Origin of the sequence: Paraburkholderia fungorum (assembly GCF_902833645.1) — a bacterium.
Lineage (GTDB): Bacteria > Pseudomonadota > Gammaproteobacteria > Burkholderiales > Burkholderiaceae > Paraburkholderia > Paraburkholderia fungorum.
Genome location: NZ_CADFGE010000015.1, coordinates 264,110 through 279,463 on the forward strand (window position 1 = coordinate 264,110; position 15,354 = coordinate 279,463).

The 15,354-nt window shown below is 64.2% G+C and carries 11 protein-coding genes and 1 riboswitch; of the genes, 6 read left to right on the forward strand and 5 right to left on the reverse strand.

Annotation, left to right across the window (positions count from 1 at the left end; all coding sequences use genetic code 11):
* Positions 1–59: 59 nt before the first annotated feature.
* The gene (locus HWX91_RS35005; protein ID WP_028197202.1) at positions 60–2,582 is read left to right on the forward strand and encodes a CHASE2 domain-containing protein; all 2,523 of its coding nucleotides are present in this window, start codon (positions 60–62) and stop codon (positions 2,580–2,582) included.
* Between the two features lie 38 nt (positions 2,583–2,620).
* Complete coding sequence (locus HWX91_RS35010) at positions 2,621–3,217, forward strand: DUF4136 domain-containing protein (RefSeq protein WP_028197201.1); 597 nt, start codon at positions 2,621–2,623, stop codon at positions 3,215–3,217.
* A gap of 9 nt (positions 3,218–3,226) precedes the next feature.
* Here HWX91_RS35010 and bluB read toward each other — a convergent pair whose 3' ends face one another.
* The 4 genes from bluB to HWX91_RS35030 are packed head-to-tail and all read right to left on the reverse strand — an operon-like array spanning position 3,227 to position 6,232.
* On the reverse strand, positions 3,227–3,886 hold the full coding sequence (gene bluB / locus HWX91_RS35015) for a 5,6-dimethylbenzimidazole synthase (RefSeq protein ID WP_028197200.1): 660 nt from the start codon (positions 3,884–3,886) through the stop codon (positions 3,227–3,229).
* Complete coding sequence (locus HWX91_RS35020; RefSeq protein ID WP_028197199.1) at positions 3,870–5,168, reverse strand: cobyrinic acid a,c-diamide synthase CobB; 1,299 nt, start codon at positions 5,166–5,168, stop codon at positions 3,870–3,872. The genes bluB and HWX91_RS35020 overlap by 17 nt, the downstream gene beginning before the upstream one ends.
* 3 nt (positions 5,169–5,171) lie before the next feature.
* The gene (gene cobO / locus HWX91_RS35025; RefSeq protein ID WP_102857514.1) at positions 5,172–5,774 is read right to left on the reverse strand and encodes a cob(I)yrinic acid a,c-diamide adenosyltransferase; all 603 of its coding nucleotides are present in this window, start codon (positions 5,772–5,774) and stop codon (positions 5,172–5,174) included.
* Positions 5,771–6,232, reverse strand: a complete 462-nt coding sequence (locus HWX91_RS35030) for a cobalamin biosynthesis protein (RefSeq protein WP_028197197.1) — start codon at positions 6,230–6,232, stop codon at positions 5,771–5,773. The genes cobO and HWX91_RS35030 overlap by 4 nt, the downstream gene beginning before the upstream one ends.
* Before the next feature lie 149 nt (positions 6,233–6,381).
* Positions 6,382–6,661: riboswitch (cobalamin riboswitch) on the forward strand.
* A 195-nt stretch (positions 6,662–6,856) separates the two neighbouring features.
* Here HWX91_RS35030 and cobW point away from each other — a divergent pair.
* From cobW to HWX91_RS35050, 4 genes are all read left to right on the forward strand, one after another.
* Positions 6,857–7,957 carry a cobalamin biosynthesis protein CobW gene (gene cobW / locus HWX91_RS35035; protein WP_028197196.1) on the forward strand — a complete coding sequence of 367 codons (1,101 nt, stop codon included), beginning with the start codon at positions 6,857–6,859 and terminating at the stop codon, positions 7,955–7,957.
* 6 nt (positions 7,958–7,963) lie between these two features.
* Positions 7,964–11,764: a cobaltochelatase subunit CobN gene (cobN, locus tag HWX91_RS35040; RefSeq protein WP_028197195.1), complete on the forward strand. Its 3,801-nt coding sequence runs from the start codon at positions 7,964–7,966 to the stop codon at positions 11,762–11,764.
* Positions 11,761–12,825: a magnesium chelatase ATPase subunit I gene (locus HWX91_RS35045; protein WP_028197194.1), complete on the forward strand. Its 1,065-nt coding sequence runs from the start codon at positions 11,761–11,763 to the stop codon at positions 12,823–12,825. Before cobN ends, HWX91_RS35045 begins: the two co-directional genes overlap by 4 nt.
* Positions 12,826–12,905: 80 nt before the next feature.
* Positions 12,906–13,496 (forward strand): vWA domain-containing protein, encoded by a 591-nt coding sequence (locus HWX91_RS35050; RefSeq protein ID WP_028197193.1) that lies wholly within the window; start codon positions 12,906–12,908, stop codon positions 13,494–13,496.
* A 59-nt stretch (positions 13,497–13,555) separates the two neighbouring features.
* Here HWX91_RS35050 and HWX91_RS35055 read toward each other — a convergent pair whose 3' ends face one another.
* Positions 13,556–14,509: a flagellar brake protein gene (locus HWX91_RS35055; protein WP_028197192.1), complete on the reverse strand. Its 954-nt coding sequence runs from the start codon at positions 14,507–14,509 to the stop codon at positions 13,556–13,558.
* Positions 14,510–15,354: the final 845 nt, after the last annotated feature.

Sequence of the window (15,354 nt, forward strand, 5' to 3'; positions counted from 1 at the left end):
AGATTCACGGGACCGCGCCGGCAACCCGCCGGTCCCTTAGCCCTCAACCACGCCACGCTTTGCCGAACCCACACACGCGCCTGAGTCTCGACCCGCGCGCCCGCCTCGGGCGGCGCGCAGGGCGCCGCTTCCTGCTGGAGTGGGCCGGTATCGGTTGCCTCGGCATTGCGGTGATTCTGCTCAGTTCGTTCGGCCGTCTGAGCGCCAGCGTCGACAACCTGGTCTACGACCGCTTTCTGAGCCTGCGCGCGCAACCGTTGCTGCGCGACATCGTGGTGGTCGAAATCGACAACGCCAGCATCGCGCAGCTTGGCCGCTGGCCATGGCCGCGCAGCGTCCATGCGCGGCTGCTCGAACGGATCGCGAAGGCGAAGCCCGCTGCGGTGATCTACGACGTGCTCTTCACCGAAGCCAATCCGGAAGACGAGCAGCTTGCCCGCGCAATCGCCCTGAGCCCCACCTATCTGCCCATGCTGCTGACACCGCCGGACAGCACGGGCCGGCGTGCCGTGGTCGAACCGGTGGCGCCGCTTGCGCATGCGGCGGCCGGCATGGGGCATATCAATCTTGAAGTCGACAACGACGGTATCGTGCGCAGCGTCGCCCGCTTCGAGGGCGACGCGAACTCGCGCTGGCCGCAATTGATGGTGCCGGTCGCGCGGGACGTCGAGCGTGGCACGCTGCGCGTCGACGACTGGCCGCGCAGGCAGTCGTCCGGCGAGGCGGCGGCTTCATCGGCTAACGATGACAACGATGACGGCGAAGGCCGCTTTCTGATCCCCTTCGGTCCGAACGCGCAGGACTTCGCGAAGCTGAGTTTTGCCAGCGTGCTCGCCGGCGACGTCCCGGCGGACCAGTTGCGCGGGCGCATCGTGTTGATCGGCGTGACCGCCTCCGGCCTGTACGACCGCTTTGCGACGCCGGTGTCCGGCGAGTTGGGACCGCTGCCCGGCGTCTATATCCACGCCAACGTGCTCGATACGCTGCTGACCGGCCGTGAGCTCGAGCCCGCCGAGCCATGGATGCTGTTCGCGGTGTCGCTGGCGCCGCTCGCCGCGCTGCTCGCCGGCTTTCTGGTGTTGTCGCCGCGCCGCTCGTTGCTGCTGACCGTGGCGTTGGGCATGGTCGCCACCGCGGGCAGCGCGGTCTTGCTGTACGGCGCGCGGCTCTGGATGTCGCCGGTGCCGGCGATCTTCGGCCTGCTCGTGGTGTACCCGATCTGGAACTGGCGGCGCCTCGAAATGACGATGGCGTACCTGCGCGGCGAACTGCAACGCCTCGCGGACGAACCTCACCTGCTGCCGGAGACGCCGCAACGCCGCCGCGAGTTCGGCGGCGACGTGCTGGAACAGCATATGGCGCTGATGGCGCAGGCCGCGCAGCGCGTGCAGGACATGAAGCGCTTTGTGTGGGACAGCCTGGACAGCATGCCTGAGCCGATCCTCGTGAGCGACGTGCAGGGTATCGTGCTGATCGCGAATCATGCGGCCAAGGCGCATTTCGCGCGCCTCGGTGCGCCGTTGCCGGAAGGCCGGCCGATGCGGGAGGTGCTGGGCGGGCTGACGCTGGTCAAGACCATCGACAGCGGCGCGGCGTCGGACGCCGAAAACAATCTCCTGGCGCATGCCCAGTGGCCGGCGCTGCTCGATCCCGCGCGCCGCGAGTTCGCCGCGCTGATGGCGCAAGGCGTCGAGGTGCGCGATAGCCATGCGCGCGACCATCTGCTGCGCTATGCGAACTGCACGAACGAGCAGGGTGAGACGACAGGGTGGATCGCGGGTCTGGTCGACGTGTCGGCCTTGCACGCGGCTGAGCGCCAGCGGGAAGACGCGTTGCGGCTGCTGTCGCACGATATGCGCTCGCCGCAGGCTTCGATTCTGGCGCTGGTGGAGATCGAACGGGCGCGCAGCGAGCCGGTGCTGGCGCGTGGCCTGCTGGAGCGCATCGAGCGCTATGCGCAACGTGCGCTGACGCTCGCCGACGATTTCGTGCAGCTTGCACGTGCCGAATCGCAGACTTACGTGCTCGAACCGGTGAGCATGACCGAGCTGATGATCGACGCCAGCGACGAGGTCTGGCCGCAGGCGCACGCCAAACGCATCACGCTGCAAACCGATACGCACGCCGAGGGGGCGGGCGCGGAAGACGACGGTCACTGGATCTGCGCCGACCGCTCGCTGATGACCCGCGCGCTCGTGAACATTCTGAACAATGCGGTCAAGTACAGTCCGCCGGACACGCGAATCACGTATAGCCTGACGAGCCTCGGTGCAGCCGGCGGGCTGGTCCGGGCGGGTGCGCCCGGCGCGGTGAAGCGCGTGTCGTGTACGATTCGCGACGAAGGCTACGGTATTCCGAAGGAGCAGCAGGCGGGTCTGTTCGAGCGCTTCCGGCGTTTCCATGAGACGGAGCGGCCGGAAGTGGGCGGTGCGGGATTGGGCATGGCGTTCGTCAAGACGGTCGTGACGCGGCATGGCGGCGATGTCGAAGTGGTCAGCGCGCCTGGCGAGGGCACGGCTTTCACGATTACCCTGCCGGCGCTCGACGACGCGCAGTCCGGGTTCGCCGCGACCGAGCGCTGACGACCTATGAACATTGACCTTATCGAAGCGAGACGCCGGTGAAAGCGATATTGATCTGTGCCGTGCTGGCTGCGGCGAGTCTGACCGGATGCGCCGGTCTGAATGCCGACGTGCACACGGCGAACCCTTCAGCCGCGCTAGAGGGCGAGCGTACCTATACGATTGCGCGGATGCCGTCGCAGGACGCCAGCGCGGATCATCCGCAATTTGAAACCATGCTGCGCGATGAACTGGCGAAGAACGGCCTTGTCGATACGGCGGGCAAGCCCGCGCACTATCTATTGTCGATTGCGTACGCCACGCGGCCTGCAGCCGTCGGCGTGGGCACGAAGGATTGCGCGCCGGGCATGTGCGAACGCTCGCCCGAAGCGCCGTTTTCGCTGTTCGGCGGACGCGCCTATCAGCACACATTGACGCTGCGGTTTTTCGAGCGATCGAGCGGGCGGGAAGTCTACAAAGTGAGCGCGGCCAGCAGCGATCGCGATGCCGATCCCTTGCACGCCATGCCGCTGCTCGTGAAGAGCGCACTGGCTAGATTTCCGTTCGATGCGCCGCCCGAATGGCGCGTGAAACTGCGCACCGGGAACACAGGTGGCGTGCCGGAGGTGGTTTCAGTCAAGCCGCTTCAGCCGTAAAGCCTGGTGCTATTCCGGCGTTTTATCGTCTTGCGGCCAGCGGTTTTCAAACACGCAATCGGCGAGCGGCATGCGGCTTGCCCAGCGCTCGGTTTCCAGCATCGGTTCGCAATAGAACTGATCGACGTGGCCGAGACACAGGATGGCCACCGGCCGCGCGCCCTCGGGCATACGCAGCAACTGGCGCACCGCGTCGACATCGAATAGCGACACCCAGCCCATCCCCAGACCTTCCGCGCGCGCGGCCAGCCACATGTTCTGGATCGCGCACGCGACGGACGCGAGGTCCATCTCCGGCAAGGTGCGGCGTCCGAAGACGTGCCGCTCGCGGCCGTCCATCAGTGCCATCACCAGCAGTTCGCCGCACTCCAGCATGCCTTCCACTTTCAGCTTCATGAACTCTTCGCGGCGCTTGCCGAGTGCATCGGCGGTAGCGAGCCGTTCGCTTTCGACGGTTGCATGCAAGGCCGTGCGCAAGGCCGGATCGGTGACGCGCGCGATACGCCAGGGCTGCATGAAACCGACGCTCGGCGCGTGATGCGCCGCGTCGAGCAGGCGTTGCAACACGGCAGGGTCGACCGGATCACGCACGAAATGACGCATGTCGCGCCGTTCGTAAATCGCGCGGTAGACGGCTGCGCGTTCTGAATCGTTAAAAGGCTTCGCCATGGAACAGGGCGGCCGTGAAGGCCGGGTTGGAGGGCCAATAGGTGTGCATATAGGTTGCCACGATCGACCCAGCACGGAACACGGCCTCGCCCGGGGCATCGCCATGCGCACGGGTCGCGCAGCGCAGCGGCGTGAGCGGTGTGGTCAGCTTCGAGTAGTGAAACGTGTGGCCGGTCATCGGACCATGCAGGCTGTCGAGCTGTTGCATGCCGAGCGCCGTGAAGCGCTTTTGCATGCTCGCATGGCCGGGCAACAGGCCGAGCATCGGCGTGCCGGCGCCGTGCGTGTCGATGAGTTGCTCGAGCAGGTAGAGCATGCCGCCGCATTCGGCGACGATCGGTTTGCCGGCTGCCGCGTGCGCGCGAATCGTTGCGGCACTGCGCGTGTTGCCAGCCAGCAAGGGCGCATGCAGTTCGGGGTAGCCGCCTGGCAGGTACAGCGCGTCGGCATGCTCGGGCAGCGCTTCGTCGGCAAGCGGTGAGAAGTAGTCGACGTGTGCGCCGAGCGTTTCCAACAGCGTGACGTTGGCCGGATAGATGAACGAGAACGCGGCATCGCGCGCAATGGCGATTCGCTTGCCTTGCAGAATACGCGGCAGTGCTTGCGGCGCGGGCGCGCCGAATTCGACCGGTGGCGGCAGTTCAGCCAGCGCGGTGTGCGCGAGCGCATCGGCGGCACGCTCCAGACGTGCATCCAGATCGTCGATCTCCGCTGCCTGATGCAAGCCGAGATGGCGATCGGGCAACTCGATGCCGTCGTGGCTGGCGATGTGCCCGCACCAGCGCAGCGCGGGCGGCAGTGCTTCCTGGAGCATTTGCGCGTGTCTTGGCGAGCCGACGCGATTGGCGAGCACACCGTAAAACGGCAGTTGCGGCCTGAATTGCGCGAGACCAAAGGCGATCGCGCCGAAGGTTTGCGCCATCGCTTTCGCCGAAATCACCGCGAGCACCGGCACGCCGAACGTGGTGGCCAGATCGGCGCTGCTCGGCGTGCCGTCGAACAGGCCCATGACGCCTTCGATCAGAATCAGGTCCGCCTCGGCCGCCGCCTGCGCGAGCAGGTTCCGGCAGGCCGTCTCGCCCACCATCCACAGATCGAGCGAGAGTACCGGCGCGCCGCTGGCTCGCGCCAGAATCATCGGGTCGAGAAAGTCGGGACCCGTCTTGAAGACGCGCACGCGTCGCCCCAGTCGCCGGTGGTAGCGCGCCAGACCTGCGGTAATCGTGGTTTTGCCTTGACCCGACGCGGGCGCGCTGATGAACAGGGCGGGGCATGCGGACATTGCCTAGAACTCCACGCCGCGCTGCGCTTTCACGCCTTGCTCGCGATACGGGTGCTTGACGATGCGCATTTCGGTGACGAGATCGGCGGCTTCGATCAGCGCATCGGGCGCGTGACGGCCGGTTACCACCACGTGCAGCATCGGTGCGCGCGCGTTCAGTACCGACAGCACTTCGTCGAGCGGCAGGTATTCGTACTTGAGCACGGTGTTCAGTTCGTCGAGGATCACCATCTGATAATCGCCGCTCTCGATCATGCGGCGCGCTTCGTCCCAGCCTTTGCGCGCGGTGGCGATGTCGGCGTCGCGATTCTGGGTGTTCCAGGTGTATCCGTCACCCATCGTGACGAAGTCGCACTGGGCGATCGCACCGAGGAAGTCGCGCTCCGAGGTATGCAGCGCGCCCTTGATGAATTGCACGACGCCAAGGCGCATACCGTGCCCGAGCACCCGCACGGCCATGCCGAACGCTGCAGTGGTTTTGCCTTTGCCGGTGCCGGTGTTGACGATCAGCAGACCTTTTTCGATGGTAGCGTTGGCCTGTTTTTTTTCGTGGCCTTCGCGCCGGCGTTCGGTCATGCGTTGATGCGATTCGGGGTCGGTCTTCATTGCAGGTCCTGTTCTGGAGAGTCGTTATCTGTCTGTTCGCTGACGGTCTGCGTGCTGCCCGAGGAGGCTATCGCCACCGTGACGCCGCCGTGCACGGTTTTACGCACCAGCAAGCGCGCGTTGTGGGCATCGACCACTTCGGCCACTTCGAACGCGCCGGCCGCGGCGAGCAGCGCGCATGGCTCGCAGACGCCGTCTATGCCGAGATGTTCGCGCACCGCCGCCGACGGATCGTCGACACATATCGCCGCAATCTGCGCGCGGCTGAACAACTTCAGCGGCAGCGCGTGGCGTGTGCAGAATTCGAGCAAGCCGGCTTCGTGGGCTTTGGTGTCGACCGAGGCAATCGCTGCGATTTCGCCGAATGCACGCGAGCGGAGCGTGGCGCGCACGGCCGCTTCGATCTGCTCAGCCGAACTGCGCGAGCGACAACCGATGCCGATGCTGAGTGTTTTCATGAAGGGTCTGCGAGAGTTGCGGTGGTCCAGGCGGCCCGTAGGGGCGGGCACCCAACGCGCGCATACGATAGCACACGGCAGGTCGCGCCGGCATGGCGAAAAGGCCCTGCCAGACCCCGTGTTTCCTTGACGGCATGGGGCTCTCGGCCTAAACTCGCACGCACTTTGGTGCTCGTGTGCGCGCTCGTGCGCATGCAGTTAAACGGGAAACAGGGTGCCCACCTGCCATGGACCGGGCTAACCTGTGCTGCCCCCGCAACGGTAAGCGAAATGCGGTTCCAGATTGATTGTCTGGCGCCGCGGAGCCGGCTTCGATGTCCACGCGCAAGGCCGCGTCGGCATATGACCACTGGACGAGAAACCACTCGTCCGGGAAGGGGAAGCGGCGCTTTCGCCAGCCCGGATACCGGCCAGACGACGAAGAACGACCCCGCGGGGATGCGGCGGTGCGTTCATGATCGCATTACTGTTTTCCGTTGCCCCGGCAACGCCGTTGTTCGTCCCCGTGTTTTGCCATTGTTATCGCTATTGCCTGCGGGGCGCGGCCCCGTTTGCATGACCGATACAGACAAAACGCGCAAACGCGCCGGCGTGCACCTGCAACTCCCACGGATGGACCTCACGATGCAAACTCAAATGCGCAAGATTCCCGTCACCATCGTCACGGGCTTTCTCGGCAGCGGCAAGACCACGCTGCTGCGGCACATTCTTCAGAACGCGGGCGGCAAGCGCATCGCGGTGATCGTCAACGAGTTCGGCGAACTCGGTATCGACGGGGAAATCCTCAAGGGTTGCGGCATCGGCTGCGATGAAAACGGCGTCGAAACCGAAGGCCAACTGTATGAACTCGCGAACGGTTGCCTGTGCTGCACCGTGCAGGAAGAGTTTTTCCCGGTGATGGAAAAGCTGGTGGAGCGCCGCGAGCAGATCGATCACGTGCTGATCGAAACCTCCGGTCTCGCGTTGCCGAAGCCGCTCGTGCAGGCTTTCAACTGGCCGCAAATCAAGAATAGCTTTACCGTCGACGCGGTCGTCACCGTGGTTGACGGGCCGGCCGCGGCGAGCGGCCAGTTCGCCGACAATCCGGTCGCGGTGGATGCGCAGCGCAAGGCCGATCCGAATCTCGATCACGAATCGCCGTTGCACGAACTGTTCGAAGATCAGTTGTCGGCGGCCGATCTGGTGATTCTGAACAAAACCGACCTGCTCGACGAATCGCATCAGGCTTCGGTCGAAGCGCTCATTCGTGAAGAAATTCCGGCGCAGGTGAAGATCGTACGCGCGCAGATGGGCCAGCTCGATCTGCATACGCTGCTGGGTCTCGAAGCGGCCTCGGAGGAAACGATCCACTTGCGCCACGATCACCATGGTTCGGCTGACGACGCCGATCACCACCACGACGAGTTCGATTCGGTGGTGGTGCAGGCGAACGTTTCGTCGCGTGAGGCGGTGATCGCGGCGTTGCAAGGGCTGGTCGAAACGAACACGATTTACCGCGTCAAAGGTTTCGCGGCGCTGCCGGGTGCGGCGATGCGCCTCGTGATTCAGGGCGTGGGCCGTCGTTTCGATAGTTACTTCGACCGCCGCTGGCAGGCCGGGGAAGTGGGCGAAGGTCTGCAAAGCCGCTTCGTGCTGATCGGCGAAGACCTCGACCAGGCCGCGCTGCAACAGGCATTCGACGCCGCCCTGGGCGCTGCGGCGAGCGTCCAGCCGCAACAGGCGTAAGCGCTCATGCATCTGCTGCGCACCACGCCGGGCGGCTTTGTCGACGATACGCAAGGCGTGATCCGTATCGATCAGCAGCCTGCCGATATCGTGGTGCTCAGTTCCGCCGATACCACGCTGTCGCTTCTGGCGAGCGTGTTTCCTCGTCTGGGCGACGGCTTTCCGAGCGTGCGGCTTGCGAACGTCACCTATTTGCGGCAGCCGGCGTCGGTCGATTTCTATATCGAAGACGTGCTGCAGTATGCGCGTGTGGTGGTGGTCGATCATCTTGGCGGCGAGGCGTACTGGCCGTACGGAATCGAACAGGTCGTCGCGCTCGCGGAGCGCAAGCAGCAGACGCTCGCGATGTTTTCGGGCGATCTGCAGGAAGACCCGAACCTGCTCGCGCGCAGCACCGCCGACGCCGATTTGTGCCATCAGCTGTGGCGCTATCTGCGTGAAGGCGGCCCGCAAAATGCCGAGGCGTTCCTGCGCTGCATTGCGTACCGCTCATTGGGCTGGGGACGCGAACCTGCGCCGCCGCGCGCGTTGCCTGCCGCGACGCTCTACCATCCGGAACACGACACGCCTACGATGGCCGACTGGCAATCGCGCTGGCGCGAAGGCGCGCCGGTTGCCGCGATCCTGTTCTATAAGGCGCATCTTCAGGCGGCCAACACCGCTGTATTCGACGCGCTAATCGATGCGCTCGAAGCGCAAGGTCTGAATCCACTGCCGATCGCGATTACGTCACTTAAAGATGCAATGAGCCGCGAGGTCGTGCAGCAGTTGTGCGCGCAACACCGTGCCGCGCTGGTGCTGAACACGACCGCATTCGCCGCATCCGCCATCGACGACCCTGAGCCGCTAGCGCTGGCCGGCGACGCGCCGGTGATGCAAGTGATCCTGAGCGGCGGCAATCGCGAAGATTGGCTCAAGGACAATCAGGGCCTCAACTCGCGTGATATCGCCATGCATATCGCGCTGCCGGAAGTGGACGGCCGCATCATCACGCGCGCGATCAGCTTCAAGGGGCTCGCGTATCGTTGTCCGCACACGCAGGTCGACGTGGTTCGTTATCAGCCGGACCTGGAGCGTGTCGGCTTTCTGGCCGAACTGAGTCGCCGCTGGTGCCGTCTGCGCACGCTCGATAACGCGCAGAAGAAACTCGCGCTGATCCTCGCCAACTATCCGATGAGCGAAGGGCGGATCGGCAATGGTGTGGGGCTCGATACGCCGGCCTCGGTGGTCGGCATTCTGTCCATGTTGCGCGACGACGGATATCGCGTCGCGGACGTGCCCGCTGACGGCGACGCGCTGTTAAATAAGCTCACCGAAGGCGTGACCAACGATCCGGTCGTGCGTGACTTGCGGCCCGCGTTGCAAAGCCTCGCGCTCGACGACTACCTGCTGTACTTCAACGCGTTGCCCGTGGAGGCCCGCCAGGCGCTGAACGCACGCTGGGGCTCGCCCGAACAGGATCCGACGTTGCGGCGCGGCCGCTTCATGATCGCAGGCTGGCGTTGCGGGCAGGTGTTCGTCGGCATTCAGCCTTCGCGTTCACGCGAGCAGGGCGATTACGCGAGCTACCACGATGCCGAACTCGTGCCGCCGCATGCGTATCTGGCGTTCTATTTCTGGTTGCGTCATCAGTTCGGCATCGACGCGGTCGTGCATGTCGGCAAGCATGGCAATCTCGAATGGCTGCCGGGCAAGAGCGTCGCGTTGAGCGATGCCTGCTGGCCCGATCTGATTCTCGGGCCGATGCCGCATCTGTATCCGTTCATCGTCAACGATCCGGGCGAGGGCAGTCAGGCCAAGCGCCGCGCGCAGGCGGTCATCATCGATCACCTGATGCCACCGCTTACACGGGCCGAAACTTACGGACCCTTGCAGGATCTCGAACGCCAGGTCGACGAATACTATGAGGCGCTGATGGTCGATCCGCGCCGCGCGAAGCTGTTGAGGCGCACGATTCTCGAAACCATCGTCGAACACCGGTTGCATGACGAGCTGAGTCTCGCGGAACCGAACGGTCAGGACGATGAAGATGCGCTGCTGACGCGTGTCGATGCGTGGCTGTGCGAGTTGAAGGAAGCGCAGATTCGCGACGGCTTGCACACGTTCGGGCAATCGCCCGCAGGGGTGCAGCGGCGCGATACGTTGCTGGCTTTGGGACGCTTCCCGGTCGGCGATGGCCAGGGCGGCAAGGCCGGATTGATCGATGCATTGGCGCGCGATCTGGAGATGGATCACCTGTTCGACCCGCTTTCGGTGGACTGGTCGGCGGCGTGGGATGGTCCTCGTCCCGACGTGTTGCAGCAGGTCAGCGATGCGCCCTGGCGGCACTGCGGCGATACACGCGAGCGTCTGGAGCTGCTGGCCGCCGACATGTTGCGTGAGGTTTGCGGCGATGAAGCGTCCAATACGGCGCCCGTGAACGGGACGTTGCCGCAGGCCGAACGTGTGATCGAACGCCTGCGCCATGATGTGTTGCCGCGGCTCGACGCTTGCGGTCCGCAGGAAACGCTTAATCTGAAGCGTGGCCTCGAGGGCCGTTTCGTGCCGCCGGGGCCGAGCGGTTCGCCATCACGTGGGCGGCCCGACGTACTGCCCACCGGCCGCAACTTCTACTCGGTCGATACGCGTGCCGTGCCGACGCAAGCGGCGTGGTCGCTTGGGTTGAAATCGGCGCAGCAGTTGATCGAACGGCATTTGCAGGAGAAGGGCGACTATCCGCGCGCGATTGGCCTCTCGGTATGGGGCACGGCCACCATGCGCACGGGCGGCGACGATATCGCCCAGGCACTCGCGCTGCTCGGCGTACGGCCGAAGTGGGCGCCGGGCAGTCATCGCGTGACCGACTTCGAGATCGTGCCGATCGAGGTATTCGACCGGCCACGTATCGATGTCACGTTGCGCGTGTCCGGCTTTTTCCGCGATGCCTTCGCGAACGTGATGCATCTGTTCGATGCCGCCGTGCAGGCGGTGGCCGAACTCGACGAGCCCGAAGACCTGAACCCGATCCGCGCGCGCGTGCTGCGCGAACGCGACGCGCTGATTGCGCGCGGCATGGACGCCGCCGAAGCGCGCAAGCGTGCTGGCTGGCGCGTGTTCAGTGCGCGGCCCGGCGCCTACGGCGCGGGTCTGCAAGACATGATCGACTTGCAGCAATGGCAAACCGACGCCGATCTCGCCAACGCGTATCAGGCCTGGGGCGGTTATGCGTACACGCAGAAAAGCGCCGGCGAAGAAGCGCGCCATGCGTTCGGCACACGTCTCGCCGCGATGGATGTCGTGCTGCAGAACCAGGACAACCGCGAGCACGACCTGCTCGATTCGAACGATTACTACCAGTTCCAGGGCGGCATGGTCGCCGCGGTGCGGCATCTGGCGGGCAATCAGCCTCAGGTTTATCACGCCGATCACAGCAATCCGGCAGCGCCGCGCGTGCGCACGCTGCATGAAGAGATCGCACGGGTGATCCGCTCGCGCGTGGTCAATCCGAAATGGCTCGATGGCGTGAAGCGTCACGGCTATAAAGGCGCGGCCGAAATCGCGGCGACGGTCGACTATCTGTACGGCTACGACGCCACCGCGCGCGTGGTCGCCGATCATCAATATGCGCTTGTCACCGAGGCTTATCTGAACGACGCCGATACCCGCGAGTTCTTGCAGCGACACAATCCGCACGCGCTGCATTCGATCTGCGAGCGTTTGCTCGAAGCGATGCAGCGCGGATTGTGGCAGGCGCCCGGCGATTATCGTGCGCAAGTCGAACAGCATCTGCTCGCAAGCGAGCAGCAGATCGAAGGGATGCAAACATGAACGCTGCGATCCAACGACCCATTTTTCCATTTGCGGCGCTGATCGGCCAGACGCCGTTGCAGCAGGCGCTGTTGCTGGCTGCCGTCGATCCGGGTTTGGGCGGCGTGCTGGTGAGCGGACCGCGCGGCACGGCGAAATCGACCGCGGCGCGCGCGCTTGCCGAATTGCTGCCGGAAGGGCAATGGGTGAATCTGCCGCTCGGCGCGAGCGAAGATCGCTTGATCGGCACGCTCGATATCGAAACCGTGCTGCGCGATGGTTCCGTGCGTTTTTCGCCTGGCCTGCTGGCGAAAGCACATCGCGGCGTGCTGTATGTCGATGAAGTGAATCTGTTGCCCGACGCGCTCGTCGATGCGTTACTCGATGCCGCCGCCAGTGGCGTGAATACCGTCGAACGCGATGGTGTTTCGCATAGTCACGAGGCGAACTTCGTGCTGATCGGCACGATGAATCCGGAAGAAGGCGAGTTGCGGCCGCAACTAATCGATCGTTTCGGTTTGATGGTCGAGTTGCAGAACTGTTTTGAACCGCAGGTGCGTGAGCAGATCGTTAAGGCACGGCTGGGGTTCGATCTCGATCCACAGGGTTTTCGTGCTCACTATACGCAGCAACAGGAAACGTATGTCCAGCGGATTCGTGCGGCGCGTGAAGCGTTGCCGCGCCTCAACTTCGACGACGCCGTGCATGCGCATGTCAGCGCGCTATGCATTGATGCGGCGGTCGATGGTTTGCGTGCCGATCTTGTGATGCTGCGCGCGGCGCGGGCATTGGCGGCGCTGGAGCAGGCGGCTGCCGTCACGACAGAGCATGTCGGGCGGGTTGCGGAGGCGGTGCTGGCGCATCGGCGCCACGATCGCGAGGTGCATGCAGGTGGCGAGACACTTGAGCGCGAAGTGCCGCAGCAGGCTGCTGACAATGCGGATGCCGCGCCTTCGCGATCCTCGCAGGAGGAGGTGCCAGGCGCGGCTGCTGTCGATAACGACTGGGGCTACTTGCCGCCGCAGCCCGCGGGTGTCGCGCAGGTCAAAGGCGTTGTCCCGCTCGACGCAAAAAAACGCTGAGCCATCGGAAGGGCGCCGCCGCTGACTCGCGCAGCGGTTTTCGATGGCGGCATGGTGCTGGGGCAGGTTCGCGTGGCCGTTTGCAAGGCACGCCGGGCAAGCGTATTGCCTGGCTGCCGACGCTTGCCGCGAGGCGCCAGGACGCGCTGCGTACCGAACACCTGCGCTTCGTGCGCGAGGCGCCGCGCGGCGGTGTGCTGCATTGCTTCGTGCTCGATTGTTCCGGGTCGATGCTTGGCGCGCAGTGCCTTGCACTTGCCAAAGGTCTGCTGATTGCGTTGTTCGATCGCGCGAGTGCCGCGCGCGCCGAGGCGGCGCTGGTGTGTTTTGGCGGTGCCGGCGCCACCCTGCGTTTCGGTCCTGCCGTGCCGCGCTGGTGGAACGAGCGATGGCTAAGACCGGTGGGTGGAGGCGGTGGCACGCCGCTCGCGTCCGGTGTGCGCGAGGCTGCCCAGGTGCTGGAGCGCAACGCCCGGCGCAAGCCCGCGCAGCAGCGCTGGCTGTGGATTCTGACCGACGGCCGCAGTGGCGATCGACCGGCGCGGCCGCGTCACGCGGACGAGGTGGTGTTCGTCGATTTCGAGCGTGAGGCGATACGACTGGGCCGCTGCCGCGCGCTTGCCGATGCGTGGGGCGCGGCGCTGCTTACGCCGGACGAACTGATCGTCTGACTGGCCCACTGCCTCGCAGCCTGAGTAGCACACGCGCCGTGCGGCGCGTTTTCGTGCGTTTATTTCAAACTGTTGGACCAGTACTGCACGTCGTCCTGGCGGTCGAATACGAAGACCTTCATCGCCATCTGTTGCGCGACGTCGAGCTGGTCGAATTCGAGGCCATGGGTCGAGGGCTCGCCCGGCGTATTGCCTTTCTGCACGTTGCGGATCACGGCAGTCGTTTCGATCTCGGTTGGCAGCACCGCCGATTGGAGGCTGAAAGCGACGCGTAGCCGCTCGCCGACTTGACCCAGCGTCCACGGAGTGGTCAGCGACATACCGAGTGCGCTGATGCTTTTGGCGAGGCCCAGACCTTCATAGGAATCGCCCGTTTCGCCGATGCCGAAGCGCACTGCGAGATGGGCATGGACGCGGATCGATTTGCGCTCGCGCAGGCGGCGGATCACGCCGGGTTTCGATAGCACCACGTAATCGAATGGGGCGCGGCAAACCGACTCGACCGTGCAGACAAAACGAAAAACAGCATGGCTTGCTATGGCGACGATCTCGATGTTTTCACCGAGGCGCAGCGGCAGGATGCGGCCGTCCTGTAGCGGCGGTGTCACGAAGAGCGCGTGGTTGGGTGCGAAGCCGATGATGCGGCATGGATGCATCGGGGCGCCGCTGCCGAGTTGGGAGCGCACGCCGATTAATGCACCTATCGTCAGGTGCATGTCTTTCAGGGTGAGGTTGTCGGTGGTGTTGGCTGGGTGATCGGTTGGCGGTTCGGGTTGCGCGGTCGTGTCCAGCAGGTCGCCGCGGTGCGGGTTGAAGTTGTCGAACAGGAATTTGCGCTCGTCCGTGGTCGCGAGGATGGTGCCGGCGGCGAAGAGGAGTGTGCCGTCGGAATCGGCGATCGGCCAGTCCAGTGGGCTGCCTATGGGGATCGCTTCTAACGTTAGAAGTGGCGACTGGCTTGGGGGTTGAGATTCTGCCTGAGCCTCTGGCTGGTCTTCTGCTGGGTTTTCCATGGTCGGCTGCTAAATATGTGACTGGATTACTTGTTTACGGCTGTGCCGGGTGGAGGCTTTAGGGGTTTTGGTGGTCTTGGTGCTCTTTTATGTTGGTTGCATGGTGGGTGGCGGCTTTGGGCTTTGGCCTTTCCTTGCTGTGTTAGTGGTCTATTAGTGTTGCCCCTGTGCGGGGCGGCACTTACTTTCTTTGCCGCCGCAAAGAAAGATAAGCAAAGAAAGCGGCTTCACCCCGCCAGCTCATAAGCGGGTCCCCCGCGCAGTAGCGGTAGTGGTGCATCTGGAATCTGTCGCCTCGCACACTTCGCCTTGGTGACAAGGCAGTCATACCTCCGGCGGCGCTGCGCGCGCCGAAGAGCATCTCTTGAAACCACGCTCGGATTCACGCCCGGTGGTGTTCTTTGGTGGGTGCCTGCTTGTCTTCGGGGTGTGTGCCATTTCTATTTTGCGCACTCTATGGGCCTCTTCCCTCCGCAGCTTTCGTGTCCCCCCACTATTTCGTTGCCCGTGTTCTTCAATGGGGTTTGCGTTTTATGACTTGCAAAAAATTGCCGTCACTGGTATTGCTCGTTAATTATATCGGATGACTAAGTATTTTTTGAGTGCCTGGGTGGGACTGGTTCGGGGAGGATCAGGTTTCTGAAAATAATTGCACAAAGGGGATTGACGACATGCGGGCCGATCTCCATAATCTCGTTTCTCTGCTGCTGATGCAGCGACGCAGAACGAAGCAGTACCGGTGGTTGTGCAGGTGGGCAGCACGGTGCGGATTCGGTAGTGAATGCGGACTCGATCTTTAAAAATTAACAGCCGATAAGTGTGGGCGCTTGATGCGCGACGCGCGG

Coding starts and splice junctions, on each gene's coding strand:
- cobW (WP_028197196.1), top strand. CDS start 6,857: ATGCAAACTCAAATGCGCAAGATTCCCGTCACCATCGTCACGGGCTTT.
- cobO (WP_102857514.1), bottom strand. CDS start 5,774: ATGAAGACCGACCCCGAATCGCATCAACGCATGACCGAACGCCGGCGC.
- bluB (WP_028197200.1), bottom strand. CDS start 3,886: ATGGCGAAGCCTTTTAACGATTCAGAACGCGCAGCCGTCTACCGCGCG.
- HWX91_RS35045 (WP_028197194.1), top strand. CDS start 11,761: ATGAACGCTGCGATCCAACGACCCATTTTTCCATTTGCGGCGCTGATC.
- HWX91_RS35055 (WP_028197192.1), bottom strand. CDS start 14,509: ATGGAAAACCCAGCAGAAGACCAGCCAGAGGCTCAGGCAGAATCTCAA.
- HWX91_RS35020 (WP_028197199.1), bottom strand. CDS start 5,168: ATGTCCGCATGCCCCGCCCTGTTCATCAGCGCGCCCGCGTCGGGTCAA.
- HWX91_RS35030 (WP_028197197.1), bottom strand. CDS start 6,232: ATGAAAACACTCAGCATCGGCATCGGTTGTCGCTCGCGCAGTTCGGCT.
- cobN (WP_028197195.1), top strand. CDS start 7,964: ATGCATCTGCTGCGCACCACGCCGGGCGGCTTTGTCGACGATACGCAA.